Source organism: Paenibacillus sp. P2(2022) (assembly GCF_029522175.1).
GTDB classification, from domain to species: Bacteria; Bacillota; Bacilli; order Paenibacillales; family Paenibacillaceae; genus Paenibacillus; species Paenibacillus polymyxa.
In genome coordinates this window covers 125038-144225 of the sequence record NZ_JAKWFI010000004.1, presented here as the reverse complement: position 1 = coordinate 144225, position 19188 = coordinate 125038, and the positions used below count along the sequence as shown (strand labels likewise).

Here is a 19188-nt window from a genome sequence, read left to right as displayed (position 1 = left end):
CATTCAAATTTATAAAAAAGTGTGGGCTTAAACATGCAAAACTACATTGTTGTCAAAGGCGCTAGACAGCATAACCTGAAAAATATCTCTATGCGGATTCCGCGGGATCAATTGGTCGTCTTCACGGGAGTAAGCGGCTCAGGGAAATCGTCACTAGTGTTCAATACACTATATGCAGAAGGACGGCGACGCTTAATGGAGTCGCTGTCCGCATATGAGCGAATGGGCTTGCGAAAAACGGAAGATGCGGATGTGGACTTGATCGAAGGGCTGTCTCCAGCAATTGCGATGGAGCAAAAGACGTTGTCCCGGAACCCAAGGTCTACTGTGGGAACATTGACCGAGCTTTCTTCTTATGTGCGGTTATTGTTTTCTCGAACAAGTCAGGCCGTTTGTCCCTATTGCCGGGAAGGATTGCCTGTTCAGAACAGAAAGAAAATCACAGAGCAGGTACTCCAATATCCATCTGATACATCTATTGATGTATATGCGCCAATTCTTTCCATGCCACATGGCGGGCCTGTAGCGTTGCTGAAGGAAATACGAAAAAAGGGCTATACCCAGTTAAATTGGAACCAAAAATTGCTGGATGTACAGCAAGCAGAAGTTTTGTTCTCCAGCATGTCTCCACAGGTAGTACACCTAGGAAAAGAGTACAACCGGCTGGAGGTACTGGTTGGTCGAGTGACGATTTCAAATTCCGTGGAGCAAGTCAAAGATATTCAAGTTTTGGTAGACAAGGCGCTGGATGTGGGAGACGGATGGATGCAAATTCGACCTATGGTCGATAAACGATCTGCATGTACTCCAAACTCCGGGTGTTGCCGTTGCGGAATGATGGTCAGTGAAATCTCGGCAGGAGCTTTTTCATCCAATAGTCCTCTGGGTGCTTGTCCGACATGTACAGGACTTGGCACACATTATGAAGTGAATCTCGAACGTGTGATTCCTGATCGATCCAAAAGTGTGGCCGAAGGAGCGATCCACCTGCTTGGCTGGCAATGCGAGAAAGAGAAATTTCATAAAAATCGAAAAATTTTAGAGGGACTGGCGACCCGGTATCATTTTGACCTGAATACGGCGGTAAAGGATCTGCCGAATGAGGCGTTATACGCTGTGCTATACGGAACTCAAGGGGAAAAGATTGCCATTGAGAATCCTGCTACAGGTGGCAAGCCAATGCATGAAAAATTTGCGGGCATTGTGAATCTCATTTATGAGCGCTTCAACGCTAATGCCAAGGACGAAATGAGCGCCATGAAAGCGGAAGATAAGGAAGTCATGAGAGAACAAGTATGTCCGAGCTGCGGAGGAGCCCGTTTGAAGGCAGAACGTCTTCTGTATCGTGTAGGGGATCAAACGATCCGTGATTTTTCGAATATGCCGTTAGTTGAGCTGCATGCATACTGCGATGAACTACTGCGAACGGCCCCCCGATTTTTCCAGAGTCTTGCGGCTGTCGCACAGCCTATTTTACAGGAAATGAAGACTCGTCTGGCGTTGCTGCTCGACATGGGACTGGACTATTTAAGTCTGAACCGTCCGGTGACGATGCTCTCGGGTGGTGAATCGCAGCGCGTACGCTTAACGACTCAACTAAGCTCAGGACTGATGGGGATGATCTACATTTTGGATGAACCCAGTGTCGGATTGCACCCGAAGGATACCGGCAAAATGATAGCCATGCTTCACAGGCTACGGGATTTGGGAAACACCATCTTGGTCGTCGAACATGATGAAGAGATTATGGCCCAAGCGGATTATCTTGTGGATATTGGACCTGGTGCAGGAGCGCTCGGTGGTGAAATTGTGGCACAGGGGACGGTGGAACAAGTCATGAGCAATCCCAATTCTTTGACGGGACAATATTTGGCCGGCCGGCGAGGTATTCCATTGCCCTCAAGGCGGAGAAAGGCTCGTGACGGGAAGTATCTGGAGGTGCTGGGAGCGAGGGAGAATAATCTACAGAACCTGAACATACGCATACCGCTCGGTTGCTTGGTTTGTGTCACAGGGGTATCCGGATCAGGGAAAACCACGCTGGTTCATAACGTTATATATGAAAAATTGCGTGCTCACCTGGATGGTAAGCCTGCATATCTGAAGCTCGATGTAGAGATGAAAGGAGAAGCGTCGATTGAGCAGGTGATTTGTATCGATCAGAAGCCAATTGGACGAACATCGCGATCCACTCCGGCTACCTATGTGGGGGTGTTTGACGCTATCCGTAAGTTGTTTGCCAGGACTGAAAGAGCCAGACAGCTGCAACGGAAGGATGCACATTTTAGCTTCAATTCACCGGGTGGACGCTGTGAAGTTTGTTCAGGACTCGGGGTGATCGTCACTGAAATGCAGTTTATGTCTGACGTTGAAATGATGTGCGAGACGTGCCGGGGCAGACGCTACAGTGAAGATATACTGGCCATTACATATCAAGAGAAGAATATTGCGGATGTATTGGAGATGAGTATTGAAGAAGCTGCAGTTTTCTTTGCTGACCAGCCTGTTATTTACAGCAAGCTGAAGCTTATGAACCAACTGGGTCTTGGTTATATGAAGCTGGGTCAGTCTGCAACGACATTATCTGGCGGGGAAGCCCAGCGTATTAAGCTGGTGGAGGAGCTAGGTCAGTTAAAAAAGGGGCGCAGCCAGTTATACATTCTGGATGAACCGACCACAGGCTTGCATCCTGACGACATCCAGCGTCTGCTAACCATCCTTCAACAGCTCGTAGATGAAGGTAATACCGTCCTCATCATTGAACATAATCTGCATTTGATCAAAACGGCAGATTATGTGTTGGATCTTGGTCCCGAAGGAGGGACCAGAGGTGGACAGCTGGTGGTGGCTGGAACCCCTGAGCAGGTTGCAGCCTGTGTGCATTCCCATACCGGCTCATTTTTGCGTAATGTCGGGATGGATTTCAACGAGGACGAGGTGAGAGCATGAGTAACAGATTGGACCATTTACGAATTCTTCCGACAGGCCCCTTAAATTATTATTTGCAAAAGCGATACAACGATCTGCCATGGGTGCACAAGTTTGGCTTGGATCATATCAAGGTGAAAGGTGATTTTCTGCTCATTCATGCGTGGAAGCCTGGGTATGTGAAGCTAACACGGGAGCAGGCGAGTCACTTCAAAGCAGCCATTGAAAAAGGAGAGAATCCAGAGGACAAGCTTCCTAAGTTGCCGGAAGCCTGGTTAGTGGACGGGGAAGATGAGCCTGATGTAGAAGGACTTTTGGCTAAGGTTATCGTGCCCGAGTTGTTTGAACTTCTTTCCCCGGAAAATCTTAAAGAGGACGTAACTAGTCCGCAATCCATCCGGTTAAGAGCTATTTTGGAGCAGGTCGCTGAGCATGTACCTGTTTTTCCAGCCATTCAGAATCCCTATGAGCTGCGTCATTTTCTGGAGGTCGTGAAGCGCCAAAAGCCTAAAACAGTCGTTGAGATCGGGACAGCCAGCGGCGGCGTATTTTATTGCTTGAGCCAACTAGCCGACCCGGAAGCCCTGCTCGTCAGTATTGATTATCCGGGTGGACCGTATGGAGGCGGTCAGGATGACAATGAGGTGAAGCTTTACTCCAGTTTCGGCAGCGCGAAACAGCAGTTTTCTTTTATTCGCGATCGTTCATTTCACTGCTCGACCAAACAGGATTTGAAAAAGGTGCTGGGAAATCGCCAGATTGACCTTCTATTTATTGATGGAGATCATTCCTACGGTGGTGTGAGTTCGGATTTCCGCATGTATCAAGAGCTGGTGGCACCGGGCGGCATGATTGCTTTTCATGATATCAGCATGCGACCTGAGACGTGGGGAAGAGGATACGATGTTGGCGTTTTTTGGGACGAAGTGAAACAAAGTTATCCGTCCTTTCAGGAATTTGTAGACCCAACAGGCTGTCGAGAACCGTTTATCCGTCACCCGCAAGAGGGACTATTCGCATATGGGATTGGCACTATCATTCAAATGTAAGGGGGAACAACCATGAGCCACCGTCCATTGAACAAAACACGTGTGGAGGATGTTATTGGTTTGACTCCCATGCAGGAAGGGATGCTCTACCACTATTTGCGGGACAAGGACACAGGAGCTTATTTTGAACAATACAGCTATACGCTACGTGGCCAGCTTGATCTGTCTGTCTGCTGTGAGGCGTGGAAATGGACGGTTCAACAGCATGAAGTGCTGAGAAGCGTATTCCGCTGGGAAAAGATCCAGAACCCGGTTCAGATTATCCTAAAAGGACGCGTACTATCTTTCGCTTTCCATGACCTCACAGAAGTGGAGGAGATGGAGCAAGAGACGATAATACAGGAACTGTGCGCGGCGGACCGTGCTGTAGGATTTGACCTGTCCGAGGGTCCACTACTGCGGATTACAGTGTTTAGGCTAATGCATGATCGTCATATCATGATGGTCAGCAACCATCATATCGTGATGGATGGCTGGAGTAATGGCATTGTGCTGGGTGAGTTTATCCGCGCATATCATACGCTGCGTGCAGGCCGAGAACCGGAAAAGATAAGCAAGCCGCATTTCCGAGAGTACGTGAAATGGCTTGGAAAGCAGGATAAGAGCGGAAGCAAGGCATTTTGGCAAGCTTATCTGGCTGGATATGAAGCTCAGCCCCTGTACCTGCTTAATACCACTTCTGCCCCAAAAATAAGCGATACGGCTTGCGAATCGTATATATTGCCGCCAGATCTGGTGAATGAGCTGGAAACTGTCGCGAAGGAAGAATCGGTAACGATAGGTACCCTTTTTACAGCGGCTTGGGGCGTTCTGCTGCAAAAGGTTAGCGGTCGGCAAGACGTGCTTTTCGGCACAACAGTATCTGGCCGCTCCAGCAGCTTGCCTGGAATTGAACGAATGGTAGGTCTTCTGATGAACACGGTTCCTATGCGGTTGCTGTCTGGGAATAGCGATACGCTGCAACAAGCGCTGCTCGATGTTCAGCAAGCGAGTATAGCGAGGCAGCCTTACGAAACAACACCGCTTGTGGATATACAAACTTACGGAAATTTCAGAAGCACAGAGCCTCTATTTGATACATTGCTCGTGATTGAAAATTATCCGCTGGAGATCAATCGACAAAGTGAATTGACCTTGGAATCCTTTGCCGGGCATAGCGTAACGGATTATTCACTTCTAGTGAGTATTCATCAAATGGAGCAAACAGCCATCCAAATGTTGTATCAGCCTTCAACATATGAAACATCGACAATAGAACTCTTATGTGAACGTTATGTCGCTTTGCTCAGGCTGATGGTTACAGAAAGAGATTGTGCTATTCAGGATATTCACTCCTTGACGGAGATGGAAAAGGGACTGCAAGAGGTCTGGGCGATTGAATTTGATTATAGCCCGGATACTTTGAAAAGGGGTGTATGAAGATGAGAAAGCCGAAGGACTGGGAACAAATGGATTCCTATCAATGGATGACTACGAAGGAAACTGCCCACTATTACCGACTCATTGCTAATTTAATGAAGGAAATTCACGCCAAAATTCCGGATGAACAGTATCATTTGGACAAAGTAGCGACAGAAACGGATATTCGTGAGGAAAACTTTCAAGGGAAAAACTACCAACGTGCAGTCATGTATTTAATGTCGAACGGATGCGAGTGGGCTCTGAAAAATGGAAACGGCTGCACCATGTGCGGTCATTTAGCCAAGCAAACGCGCAAAGACGGCCCTCTATCCGCCCATTATTATTTGGAGCAATTTCGGAAGGAGTTCAATCGGATTGATTTTACCAAATATCCTTTACTCAATCTGTATAATAACGGCTCCATTCTCAACGACAATGAAGTTCCAGCTGAAGCATTGTGGGAGATCATACGCATGGTTGGGGAAAAGCCCGAAATCAAAATGCTGGTTATTGAAACCAGACCCGAGTTTGTAACGCAGGAAAATATGGCGGAAATTAAGCGCCTTTTACCGGATAAGCATGTGGAAGTCGCCATGGGACTTGAAATGATTGATGATTTTTTGCGGTATGTATGCATAAACAAGGGCTTTTCATTAAAACAATTTGACAAGGCCGCCCGCTTGGTGACTCAGGAGCTAAATTTACGCAGCTATGTGTTGCTGAAGCCGCCTTTTATTACGGAACAAGAGGCTATCGAGCATGCCGTACAAACGATTGAACATGCTTTTGAGATCGGTACGACGACTGTTTCACTGGAAAGCTGTACCGTACAGGATTATACACTGGTGCAGTATTTAAGTGATCAAGAGGCCTATAAACCGGCATGGCTCTGGAGTATCGTTGAGGTGGTAAAACGGACGGCACATTTGGGGAAGATCATCGTCGGATTGTTCCAATTTTATCCTTCTCCTGTCGGGGTGCCTTACAATTGCCCGCAATGCAGTGATCGAGTGATGGAGGCGTTGAAGGAGTATAATCACACTCTTGATCCAAGCGTTCTGGAGCATCTGGATTGCAGCTGCAAGGCGGAATGGGAGAAAGAATTGAAGCACGTGCATCCTCCTTTTGAGGAGAGACTGAGTATTTTGAATAGTGAATTAATCAAGTAGTCCACCAATTAAAGATCATGTGGATTCGTCAGCTCATGAAGGCCGGGAACGGTTGACAGAGAGGGGAGTGTGTATGGACAAGAGTACGCATCTGAAAGACCGGATCATTGAAGAATATTGGATGAAAAAATGGTCTCAAGATCTGCCGCGGGAATTATTGCCTGTAAGCAAAAGCAAGTCTAACTATCAACCGGGAGCACGCAGAGAAACGCTAGAACGGGTTATTCCCAGGGAGACAATCCGCCAACTGGATCAAATGTCGAAAGGCTCGGAACTGGGACGTTTTATTTTGTTCTTGACGGCGCTGTCTGGGCTGCTTCATCGCTATTCGCAGTCAGAAGATATATGTATTGGCACGACGACGCTTGTACAGGCCCAATCCGAGCCAGGGAGTCTGCTTTTTCTCAAGCCTCGGGTTCAAGGAAGTCGAACGTGGCGTGAGCTAAACGAAGACATGAAGGCCGAGTTTTCCCGAACATTGAACCATCAGGCCAATTCTTTGTCCCTTCTCTATGACAAGTGGACATCTCTTCATGGGAGAGAGCTGCAAGAACTGTGGCAACTGGCATGTGTGGATGAGGGATTACAAACGGCGGTCGATGACCTGGATCGATTCGATCTGATAATCAAGCTTGTACCGAACGAAGAAGAAGGTCGGATACTGCAACTCGTTTATCGACCTGAGGTGTACTCGATGTCCTTGCTTGAATCCTTTGCTGCCAACTTGCTGTATGTTCTGGCTCAATGGCCTAAGAAATCAGCGGTTTCTCTGGAGGATGATGCGGCAAATATGCTGGCTCCACAGCAACGAGAGCTTCTAGTAAATGGCTTAAATCAGACGGCTGTAGAACTGACGGATGTGAATATGCTGCATCAGTTGTTCGAAGAACAGGTGGTACAAACGCCTGAGCAAGCTGCTGTAGTCGAAGCAGAATATTGCATTAGTTACAGAGAGCTAAATGCAAGAGCCAATCAACTTGCCCGTGCTTTACAACGTCATGGAGTGGGTCCAGATGATATTGTCGGCATCATGACTGAGCCGACGGTGGAAGTTATCGTGGTGATCCTGGCGGTACTAAAGGCAGGAGGGGCGTATTGTCCGATAGATCCGGCGTTTCCAGCAGAGCGGGTACAGCAACTTTTTACGGATAGTCGGATGGAGTTGCTGATCTCACCGCCACAGTATGTGGATGCCCATCCTTTTCAAGGAACAGTGCTTGATCTGTCCAATCCCGCCTTCTATACAGGCGAGACGTCCAATCTGCCAGTTCAAGGCAGACCTGATCATATGGCGTATGTCATATATACATCAGGCTCGACTGGAACGCCCAAAGGCGTGATGATAGAGCATCGACATATTGTTAATCAATTGGCTGGGCTGAAACACAGCTATGATTTCCATGAACAATTGAGACATATTTTGATGGCTCCATTCACATTCGATCCTTCTGTGCAGCAGATTTTTTTGCCTTTAGCTACCGGAGGGACACTGTATCTGGTTCCAAAAGAAGCCAAGACAGATCCAAGCGCCTTTTGGGGACTGGTACGGAAGGAACAGATTAATGTGTTAAATACCGTACCTTCACTAATGGAAGTGCTGTTGGAGCAGGTACCAGATATTGAGCATCCCTTTGCTTTTATCATCATGGCAGGTGAGGTTTGTAGCGGGCAGCTGGTACAGCATTTACGAGATAAGCTGAACATAGGCGAGCTGTTTAACATTTACGGTCCGACAGAAGCGGCTATTAATACGACTTTGTATGAATGCCAACCTGCAGAGCAACGGGCAACTCTACCCATAGGCAAGCCGCTATTAAATTATCAGGTGTATGTTCTAGATCCACAGCAACGCTTGCTGCCCTTTGGGGCGACTGGAGAGCTGTTCATCGCTGGAGCTGGATTGGCGCGAGGATACTTATACAATCCACGCTTGACGGACGAACGCTTTGTGCCGAACCCGTTTGGAACCCAAGCAGAGCGGATGTATAAAACAGGCGATCTGGTGAGATGGTTGCCAGACGGTAATCTGGAGTTTGTCGGCAGGTCGGATGACCAGGTTAAAATCCGAGGGATGCGTGTGGAACTGGGGGAGATTGAGACTATTCTCAGAAGTCATCCGTCCATCAAAGAGGCTGTGGTCATTCCGCATGGATCAGAGCACACCGAGGAGCTTGCAGCCTTTTATACATTGAAAAGGCTGAAGACCTCGAAAGCATCTCCGTTAGGAACCAATGACATCCAATTGTACCTGAAGCAATATGTACCGGACTATATGGTTCCGGCACATGTAGTTTGTCTGGAGTCCATGCCTGTCACGGCAAATGGCAAGGTGGATAAAAAGGCGCTGCCTTTGCAACGGATTGGAGTAGTCCATACTCGTGCATATGTGGCACCACGTAATGAGTTGGAGGAACAACTGGCGGATATCTGGAAGAAGTTGCTGTCCGTGCCTGCCGTTAGTGTGGAGGACAGTTTTTTTGAAGCAGGGGGCAACTCGTTGTCTATCGTGCGACTGCAAAGCAGAATCCACCATTTACTGAAGACTCAGCTGACCATTCCGCAGCTTTTTACACATCATACGATCGCGATGCAGGCCCAAATCATTCAGTCCGGCGGTGTGGAGAAACCTATCAAACCCCTTCGCGAAATGGATACAAGACGGCAACATATCCACAGGGCTGAGCTTGGAGCCAAAGGAAGACATGGTGATGTTGCTGTGATTGGCATGGCTTGCCGTTTTCCTATGGCGGACAGTTGCGATGCCTTCTGGGACAATCTGTGTCGTGAAGTGGATGCTGTTCGCGACATTCCAACTCATCGGTTACAAGATATAGTTCATGGTTCAGATAATGTAGCTGGACAGTTAGGGCAGTTACCGCAAGGGGCATATCTGGAGCGAATTGATGGCTTTGATACATCGTTTTTCCATATAGCTCCAAATGAAGCACGAATGATGGACCCACAGCAGCGCCTGCTGTTACAAGTTGTTTGGGAAGCAATGATGAATGCGGGATACTCGGAAAAAGAGGTGTACGGGTCGAAGACGGGAGTATTTGTAGGAACAGGTACACCGCAATATTTGGACCTGATGCCACAGATTGAGCCCTCTGCTATACCGGGGAATTTACAAGCTGTGATTGCCGGAAGGATTGCTTATGTCTTTAATTGGACAGGCCCGGCAGAGGTCATTAACACGGCCTGTTCCTCTTCACTCATGGCTGTGCATCATGCGGTACAGGAGATCACGTCTGGTAGCTGCGAAATGGCTGTGGCTGGCGGTGTCAATCTGTACCTGTCGATGGTAGATGAAAATCTCTTCAGCATGGGAATCGCAGCGCCTGATGGCAAGACGAAAGCGTACGACGCATCGGCGGACGGTACAGGTGGTGGCGAAGGAGTAGGTGCTGTTGTACTCAAGTCACTGGAGCAGGCCGTGGCTGATGGTGATTATATTTACGCAGTGATCAAAGGAAGCGCGGCTAACTCGGATGGGCGATCCAACGGAATGACCGCTCCTAATGCCGCTGCGCAGGCTGATGTGATTGAGGAAGCCTGGAAGCGCGCGGGGATTGATCCACAGACAATTTCATATATCGAGACACATGGAACAGGCACCAAGCTAGGCGATCCTATTGAAATGGAAGGCATTGCGCGGGCTTTTGGACGCTATACAAATCGTAAACAGTTCTGTGCGGTAGGATCGGTCAAGAGCAATATCGGGCATCTGGATTCAGCAGCAGGGATTGCCGGGTTTATGAAGGCAGTGCTGGCCATGACCAAACGCCAGATTCCAGCATCCCTTCATTTTAAAGTGCCTAACCCGCATATTGATTTTGTCAATTCTCCGGTTTATGTCGCTCCGTCACTTCAGGAATGGATGCCTGAATGCGGGATTCGTCGTGCAGGTGTAAGCTCATTTGGTCTGAGCGGAACGAATTGCCATGTTGTATTGGAGGAATATACGCTCCAAAGAGAAGCTCCGCCTCCGGGCGAAGAATATTTGTTCACTTTGTCTGCCCGGACCGAACAAGCGCTCTACGCTTATGCCGAGAGGTTTGCGGCTTATTTGGGAAATAACCACGAAGCTTTGGCAGACATTTGTTACTGCACCAATATCAGTCGTGGAAACGATGCTTATCGTTTGGCTACCGTCGTCAGCTCGCAGGAAGAATTACAGCGTAAACTCAAGCTGTTTGCAGAGCAGGGCGATCAAAATGCGGCTTCCATATTACTAGATCGCGAACGAATATACGTAAATACGATAGGCAAAACAGGGGGAAATCCAGCGCCGTACAGAGTCCAGCCTGCGGAATCACTGGAACGTTTGGTGGAGGCTTATATGCAGGGCAGTGAGCTGGAGTGGGATGACTATTATCGCGGACAGAACCGGGTGCGTGTCCCTCTTCCAGGCTACCCGTTTGAAGAGAAGCGCTACTGGGTTGAACCTAAAATTCAGCAATCACCGGATGTACCAGCCAGTGCGGAATTGATCGCTGACACGCAGAAGGGAGCTCCTGATTTCTGGCAGGCTACCGAGATGGTTTTTCAATTCGGTGAACGGTTATTGGAGGAGAGCGGATTCGCGGCAGTCCAGGGATATAAAGAGGCGGTTGATGAATTTGCAGCCCAGCTTATCATCGAACTATTCAGGCAATGGGGGACGCTCACAGAACCTGGAAAAGTATACAAAGAGTCTGAAATGCTGCATACGATAGGGATCACCTCCACATATCAGCGTCTCTTCCGGTTCATGCTGCGTTTCGTAGAGAAGCAGGGCCACGTCCGCTTGGACGGTGAAAATATAATGCTGACCGTTGATCAGTCAGTTCCCGACCTGTCGGTGTTATGTACCCAATACATCGAGCAATATCCGGCATTTGCTGGAACCTTCAAGGTGTTGAAGTATTGTCTGGACGCCTATCCGGCTGTATTAACGGGGAAAAGATCGCCTTTGAGTGTACTGTTTCCCGATGGCACACCGCAATTTCTGGAGGGCTTTGCCAATCAGGGACGTACCCTGGGCGATCTGTGTGAGACGATGGCGCTGGACGCATTAAGGCAGCATATTTTAGCACAAGCGGGAAAACGACTCCGCATTCTGGAAGTCGGGGCTGGCTCGGGAACGGTGGGTAAGGTCCTTTTTCCAGCCATAGCAGGTCTCCAAGTGGAGTATTGCTATACCGATTTGGGACGGGGCATCATTTTGGAAGCACAAAAGCAGTTTGCAGCCTATCCGTTTGTTCAATATCAAACTTTTAATATTGAAGAAGATCCTTTGGCGCAAGGCTTTGTGGCGGAACAGTTTGATATCATTATTGGTCTGAATGTGATTCATGCCACGAGCCGTTTGCGAACCTCCTTGTCCCAGTTGAAAAAGGTACTTGCCCCTGGTGGAGCCCTGTTTATGATCGAAAAGGTGCAGAACGAGCCTGCGGAAAATCTCGTGTGGGGAATGACAGAGGGATGGTGGCTGTTCGAAGATCAGGATATACGAAAGGATTCTCCACTGGTTCCGACGGAAACATGGGAGCAGTTGTTGAAGGAAGAGCAATTCACGGAAGTACGGACCTTCCCTGTGCGTTTGCCAAACCGTACTAAGGCTGAGACCGCATTGATTATCGGTCGAATGAGTGAACAAGCACAGGTGAGTACAATCGAAGATTTAATGTACCGTGTTCGCTGGACTCCAAAAGAACTGAAGAAGACAAGAGAAGGTGCACTGGCTCAGGGAAACTGGCTAATCTTTAAAGACAAGCTGGGAATTGGTGACGAGCTGGCGCTTCGCTTGACGCATGCTGACCATCAGGTGGTGACCGTAGAGATGGGGCAGATGTTTGAAAAACAGAGCCATCATCAATACACCATCCGGGCGGGTGTAGAAGCAGATTACCTTCAACTCATGAGTGAACTGAGACAACGGAATCAGCGCTTGAACGGTATCGTTCATCTCTGGACCTGCACAGATCCCCCTTCAACTCCAGTCAATATTGAAACTGTGGATGTTGCTTTGGAGTCAGGTGTCTATAGCCTTTATTTTCTGACAAAAGCATTACTGCATCAGGGTTTACATGAAACGCTCGATTTGCGAGTGGTCTCGAACTTTACACAGCGGATTTCGGATGAACAGTATATATCACCTGAAAAATCTGCGATTCACGGTTTAGTGAAGGTTATTTCTCAGGAGCATCCACAATTGCAATGTTTCGGACTGGATGTTGATACGATCCACCACACGAGGGAGCAAGTTGCGGATCTGATCATGACCGAGCTGCAAGAAAATAAAACAGATTCGTTCGTTGTCATCCGTCAGGAACGATATATCCAAGGCATGGCCCGTCTGGAATCGGACATGGTAAGCACCCCGGATACTCGGAATCATCCGAATATTCCAGCTCGGCGTTCCGTCACCATTCGTCCGGGTGCGGTGTATATCGTGACTGGTGGTGCAGGAGGCTTGGGACTTGAGGTCTGCCGGTATTTGTCCCAGCAAGCCCCGATCCATCTGGTCATTCTGAATCGGACAGAGCTGCCGGAAAAAGAGCATTGGTCACAAATTATACATGATCCGGTGGAAAGACAAGCTGATGCTGCAACTTATCGTAAGTTGTCAGCCTTTGTAGATATGGAAAAACACGGCTCACAGGTCCATTACTACGCGGGAGATGTGTCTGATTTTAGGCAGGTGCAGCTGATTTTTGAAGATGTGCAAGCTCGTTTTGGCCCCATTAAAGGAGTGGTTCATTGCGCAGCAGCTAGCGGCGATACCAGCCGTCCGCTGGAAGTTCAGAATAGGGATGACTTTGGGAAGGTACTTTGCCCCAAAATTCATGGCACGTTAGTACTGGATAAGCTTCTAGCTGAGCGAGAGACAGATTTCTTCGTTCTCTTCTCTTCGGTAGCTTCGCTATGGGGCGGAGCTGGCGGTGGGGATTATGCGGCTGCCAACACTTTTATGGATGCCTTCAGCGCACAGCGGAACATGCGGGGGCAAACGACGTTGGCAATCAACTGGTACGCATGGGAGGGACTTACAGGACCAGGCTGTATGGATTATATGCCTGTACCGGATGCACTGGCTGCTTTCCACATGAGCTTGTCTTGTCCGCTGGATCAAGTGGCTATCGGCAAGTTTGATACACAGAAGCTCCGTGAATGGGCGCCGATGATGAAAATTCAGCTTGCACCGGATATGCTGACGGATCGACATCGAGCTGTACCGCAATCCACTAAGGAGGTAGGAGCTCCGTCATTCGTCAAGCCTAACCGTTTGGTGACAGATGTGAAGGTCAGTCTAAAGGGGAAACCCACAGAACCTTACACAGAATTGGAACAGCAGATTGCTCAAATCTGGGCCGAGGTGCTGGGATACGAAGAAATTGATGTGAGTCAACATTTTTTTGAAATTGGTGGGGATTCCCTGCTTATTTTAAAAGTGCTGAGTCTTCTGAATGAACGGGTTGATCCTGAAGTGGAGGCCGGAGATCTGTTCTCGTACGGTACAGTTTCACAGCTGGCGCAATTTATAGAAGGCAGGCTTGCCGCCAGTACAAAAGAAGTGATAACCCAAGACCCGCAATTACAGGTCGAAGCTTCTGACCTTGACCATGCGGATGAGGATTTGCGGAGTCTGATCAAGCGGGTAAAGGAGGACGCTATTTCAGTGGATGAGGCTATGAAAGGATATGAAAGCATATGAGGGATACGTTTGTTGAAGCCATTTTGCAGCTTGTAGCCAAACAGGAATTATCTGAAGAGCATGCGTATTCTCTGATCAAGCAATATCAAGTTCAGCTCAAAGCTGCGTCATCGTCTGCAGTCCACGAGGGGATAAACCGCAACAGGGATATAGCCATCATCGGCGTAGCTGGACGATTCCCGCAAGCAGATACCAAGGAGCAATATTGGAACAATCTGGTTCATGGTCTGAATGGGATACGAATGTTTCCAAGCTCACGTTTGGAGCAGATCCGACCTTTTTTGGATGAACACAATCAAGGGCCGTATATGCCAGCAGGTTATCTAGACGAAATAGATACGTTTGACGCTGCATTCTTTAATATCCTCCCAGGGGAAGCCAAATATATGGACCCGCAGCAGCGTATGTTTATGGAAACCGGTTATGAGGCCATTGAGGATGCAGGTTATGGCGGAGAACGTATCCGTGGCTCACGGGTGGGCGTATATGTCGGCTATAGTGAAGCGAGGTACAAGGAGCTGATCGAAAGTGATTCATCCACCGCTTTTGTCGGGAATTTTCCGCCCGTGATCGCAAGCCGTCTGGCTTATGCCTTGAATCTATCTGGGCCTGCACTCAGTGTAGCGACCGCCTGCTCCTCCTCTCTTGTCGCTTTGCATCTTGCATGTGAAGGATTGCTTGCTGGAGATTGCAGTATGGCTTTGGTGGGCGGAGTAGCCATTGGCGCTTTACCCACCAGATTGGAACCGGGAGGGCTTGGGATCACCTCGTCGCAAGGACAATCACGCAGCTTCGACGCTGATGCCGATGGTACGGGATGGGGTGAAGGTTGTGGCGTTGTTCTAATCAAGCCACTGGAACAAGCTGAGAAGGATCACGATTATATTTACTCGGTGATTAAAGCAAGTGCTATCAATCAGGATGGTGCTTCCAACGGATTGGCATCCCCGAATGCCCGAGCCCAGGAAGAAGTGATTGTAGAGGCTTGGAAGCGTGCAGGCATTGATCCGTCGACGATCTCTTACATTGAGGCTCATGGAACAGGGACCAAAATTGGAGATCCGATTGAAATCAAAGGGATTACAAATGCTTTTCGCAGGTATACGCAAAAAAGACAATTTTGTGGAATCGGCTCAGTCAAAAGCAATATCGGTCATCTGGATTCGGCCTCGGGCATGGCAGGGCTAATTAAAATGATTCTGGCTTTACAGCATAAAAAACTTCCGCCTACCCTGCATTTTGCGTATCCCAATCCGTTGATGAACTTGCATAGTTCTCCGGTCTATATTCATACAAAGCTAGCTGATTGGCGAAGTGAGGACGGGATTCCACTGAGAGCGGGTATCAGTTCATGGGGATTAAGCGGTACAAATTGTCACGTGGTGCTGGAGGAGTATCAGGGCAGCAGAGCCTCACTATCATCGTCCTCCGATGCACCCTGCGGTGAGGAACGAGTATTTACGCTTTCGGCATATAGTGAGGATTCACTGCGAAGATTGACTGCCCGATATATTGATTTTTTGGAGAGTGACGATATTCCGTCTTTGGAAAATATCTGTTATGTCCTGAACACGGGCAGAGAGCATCATGCTTATCGATTGGCAATTCCAGTTTCGGATCGGATCAGTCTTTGCTCAAAGCTGCGCCAGGCTTATAACGCATTGGTCTGTCAGGATGGAACAGGGCTGGAGCAACAGGGGATTTTTTGCACTATATATAGCGAGCCCCTGCCCCTGGCAGAAATGACGCTGGATACAGATGCACGAATGATTGCCCGGCGATATGTTAACGGAGAGAACAGACGCTGGTTGGAGGATTATTCGGCAGACGGATGTGTCAAAGTTCCTTTGCCTACATACGCCTGGGACAAGCAGCGCTACTGGGTAGAGCCGCCGATCGAACGTCGAAGCCGTGGTCGTAACGAACAGTTGCCAGCCTATAACGAAGTACGTGTTTCCTTTCGTGATGGGTATGTTCCGACGGAAACGGAAGACAGGCTGGCACGCATTTGGGGACGGATTTTGGGTATTGACGAGCTGTCTATAGATGCTGATTTCTTCGAATTGGGTGGAGACTCACTGCTGGCTACGGATCTGATTACAGCCATCAGTCAGGTGTTCCACACGAGAATTACATTGGTTGACTTGTTTGGACACCCTTGTATTCGTGAGCTTGCCCAGCTTGTTTCAGGAGGAGAAACAACGGATTACCCATCTATCGAACCAGTGTCTCCACAAGCATTTTACCCCGTATCCAACGCACAGCGGCGTCAGTTTATTCTGAAGCAGCTGGCAGAAGGTAATTTGAGCTACAACATGCCCGGAGCGGCTATGATCACTGGGCGTTTGGATGTGGAGCGCTTAAAAGACGCATTTGCTGCGATCATTCGTCGTCATGAATCCTTTCGGACGGTGTTTGATGTGGCAGAGGATGAAATTGTGCAAAGTGTTCTTCCGGAAGCAGAGCTTGCGATATCACTGGGAGTGGCTTCAGAAGGAGCCGATGTGCAAAAACGGATGGAAGAATTTGTACAGCCATTTTCCTTGGGAGAGGCGCCTTTACTTCGTGTGTGCTTGCTGCGATTAACGGATCAGCGTGATGAAGAGGACAAGCATTTGCTGATGTTTGACATGCATCATATTGTTTCAGATGGTGTTTCCATGGAAATCCTCATTCGGGAATTTACCAGTCTTTATAGCGGGCAGAGCTTGCCACCGCTACGTATTCAGTATAAGGACTATGCAGTATGGCAAAATGCTTTTCTGCACAGCGAGCAGTTGCTGAAACAGGAGAAATTTTGGCTGAAGACGTTAACGGAAGGGCGGGAGGCAGGACTACCGGTTCTGAATCTGCCCAGTGATTATCCACGGCCGCCTGTGATGACTTTTGAAGGGGGCATGTATTCGTTCACGATTGACAAGGTAGCTGCTGACCGCTTGCGAGCCCTGGGACAAGAACACGGGGCTACGCTATATATGACACTTCTGGCTGTATACAATGTGCTGCTGTATCAATACACAGGGCAGGAGGATGTCATTGTAGGTTCTCTCATTGCTGGAAGACGTTATACGGGGGTAGAGCATACGATAGGTCTTTTTACGAACTATTTGCCTATTCGTAATACTCCGGCAGGAGAGCGCTGCTTTACAGACTTTTTAAAGGAGGTGGCTCATCGGACTATAGCTGCGTATGATCATCAGGATTATCCATTTGAAAAGATGGTGGAGCACCTGGATCAGAAACGTGATCTTTCACGCAACCCTATTTTTGACACCATGCTTATTTTACATAATCAGGGGATGCAGAGGACCCAATTTACGATGGGAGATGTGACGCTGGACATGGTGGACTGGGCCAAACACAGCTCAACCATGGATTTGAAGCTCGACATTTTTCAAGGGATGCAGGGAGAGCTAAATTGCACCTTTGAGTATTATTCCCGGTTGTTTCACCAACAGACAATCACTACACTTGCACGACACTTGCTCAGCCTGATCGACCAGATTCTGGACCAGCCTGAACAAGCTTTGGCGGAGTACCGGATTTTTTCACCTGAGGAAGCGGACAACATGAAGCGGAAACGACGAGCAAAGGACTCCACTTTTGCGATTCCTCCGATTTGTCCGCGACCAGAGGCTGAGTGGCATCCTTTATCTTTTTACCAAAAGCAGTTATGGCGACATCGGGGATCAACTCCTCATGTGATCGTTTGTGCAGCGTGGACAGGCAAGGTGGATCAGACGTTATTTGTCAGGGTGTTGGAAGAACTGCAAGCCGAACACAGTACGCTCAGAATAATCTTCAGGGAAGAGATCTCCGAGCCGACTCAGCAGGTGAAGACACATCTTCCGTTGGATTACACATTCACGGATGTCATAGAGGAGGATGCAGCTTCTTGGGCGGATTCTAGTGTGGCTGCCGAGTATCGTAACCCGTTTGAGCCACGACAAGGGCCGCTGTATCGGGTTCGCTTGGGGTGTGACAACAACGAACGGTGCCAATTGATCGTGGCTGTTCATCCATTACTAATGGAATGTCTGGACATGAAAGATTGGCTGGAACGACTGTTTATCCGCTATTCCGCCGCTGTTACGGATTCGGTAGTGGATGCAGTCCACACATTTCAGCCCATACCGCAGATTGACTTTACCTATTGGCAGCATCAGTTGTTGCAGGAAGGATATTTGGAGCCGCAAAAAGCGTACTGGACCGAAGCTTTACGAAATCCGCTTCCTCAAATCGGATTGCCGTTCAAACGAGGAGAAGATGCTTCTGCAACGTCTGAATGGGATTCCATCGAGTTGACCCTCGCCACAGAGGAGACTGAGGCTCTGCACACTTTTGCCTCCAGTCATGATAGTAGTGTTACAGACATTTTATTCGCCTGTTATTTCCTGCTGCTGCGGCAATTGACGCAAGCGGAGGAGCTTTTGATCCATGTCGTTCATCCCGAGGGACATCCGGTGCAGGGGAGCGGAGTACCTTTACGCATCCAGCATCCTGTGCCAGTCAGAGTTTCAATGGAGGGGCTTTCGTCGTTTAATCCTTTGCTAGAAAAAGTGAAGGACAAGCATCAAGCTGCACTTCAAGCCGTTTTATATCCGTTTCATTTGCTGCTGGACCCTAATGTGTTGAAGAGCGGGGCGGAGTATTCAACCCGTTTTAACGTCATCTTTTGCGAAGAGGACTGCACGAGCTCTTTACCTGTGATAGGGGAAGTGGGATTACGTGTATATCCCTCAGAACCAGCAGCACTGCAACTGTCTGTTGTGAGATTAACAACCGGACTGACCTGTTCCCTGAGGTGGAATACCGCTTTGCTGGAATCTTCTTATGTTCACTCTATGTTGGAGAGGTATCACAAAATAATCAAGACCATTGCTGGTAGTGTGTCTAGCCTGTCCAAAGTATCCCATTAACGTGCGTTTCATTCAAAGGAGGCAAT

At 48.6% G+C, this 19188-nt stretch carries 6 protein-coding genes; all 6 read left to right on the top strand.

Going from position 1 to position 19188, the window contains the following annotated elements; all coding sequences use genetic code 11:
• Positions 1–33 precede the first annotated feature (33 nt).
• Complete coding sequence (gene uvrA, locus MMB75_RS15135; protein WP_045244099.1) at positions 34–2949, top strand: excinuclease ABC subunit UvrA; 2916 nt, start codon at positions 34–36, stop codon at positions 2947–2949.
• Entirely contained in the window at positions 2946–3977 is a 1032-nt protein-coding gene (locus MMB75_RS15130; RefSeq protein ID WP_045244098.1) for a class I SAM-dependent methyltransferase, read from the top strand. The genes uvrA and MMB75_RS15130 overlap by 4 nt, the downstream gene beginning before the upstream one ends.
• Before the next feature lie 12 nt (positions 3978–3989).
• Positions 3990–5396: a condensation domain-containing protein gene (locus MMB75_RS15125; RefSeq protein WP_045244097.1), complete on the top strand. Its 1407-nt coding sequence runs from the start codon at positions 3990–3992 to the stop codon at positions 5394–5396.
• Between the two features lie 2 nt (positions 5397–5398).
• A complete protein-coding gene (locus MMB75_RS15120) occupies positions 5399–6547 on the top strand; it encodes an archaeosine biosynthesis radical SAM protein RaSEA (RefSeq protein ID WP_017426433.1) in 1149 nt (382 codons plus the stop codon).
• A gap of 73 nt (positions 6548–6620) precedes the next feature.
• The gene (locus MMB75_RS15115) at positions 6621–14243 is read left to right on the top strand and encodes an amino acid adenylation domain-containing protein (RefSeq protein ID WP_103042261.1); all 7623 of its coding nucleotides are present in this window, start codon (positions 6621–6623) and stop codon (positions 14241–14243) included.
• On the top strand, positions 14240–19162 hold the full coding sequence (locus MMB75_RS15110; RefSeq protein WP_103042262.1) for a condensation domain-containing protein: 4923 nt from the start codon (positions 14240–14242) through the stop codon (positions 19160–19162). Before MMB75_RS15115 ends, MMB75_RS15110 begins: the two co-directional genes overlap by 4 nt.
• Positions 19163–19188: the final 26 nt, after the last annotated feature.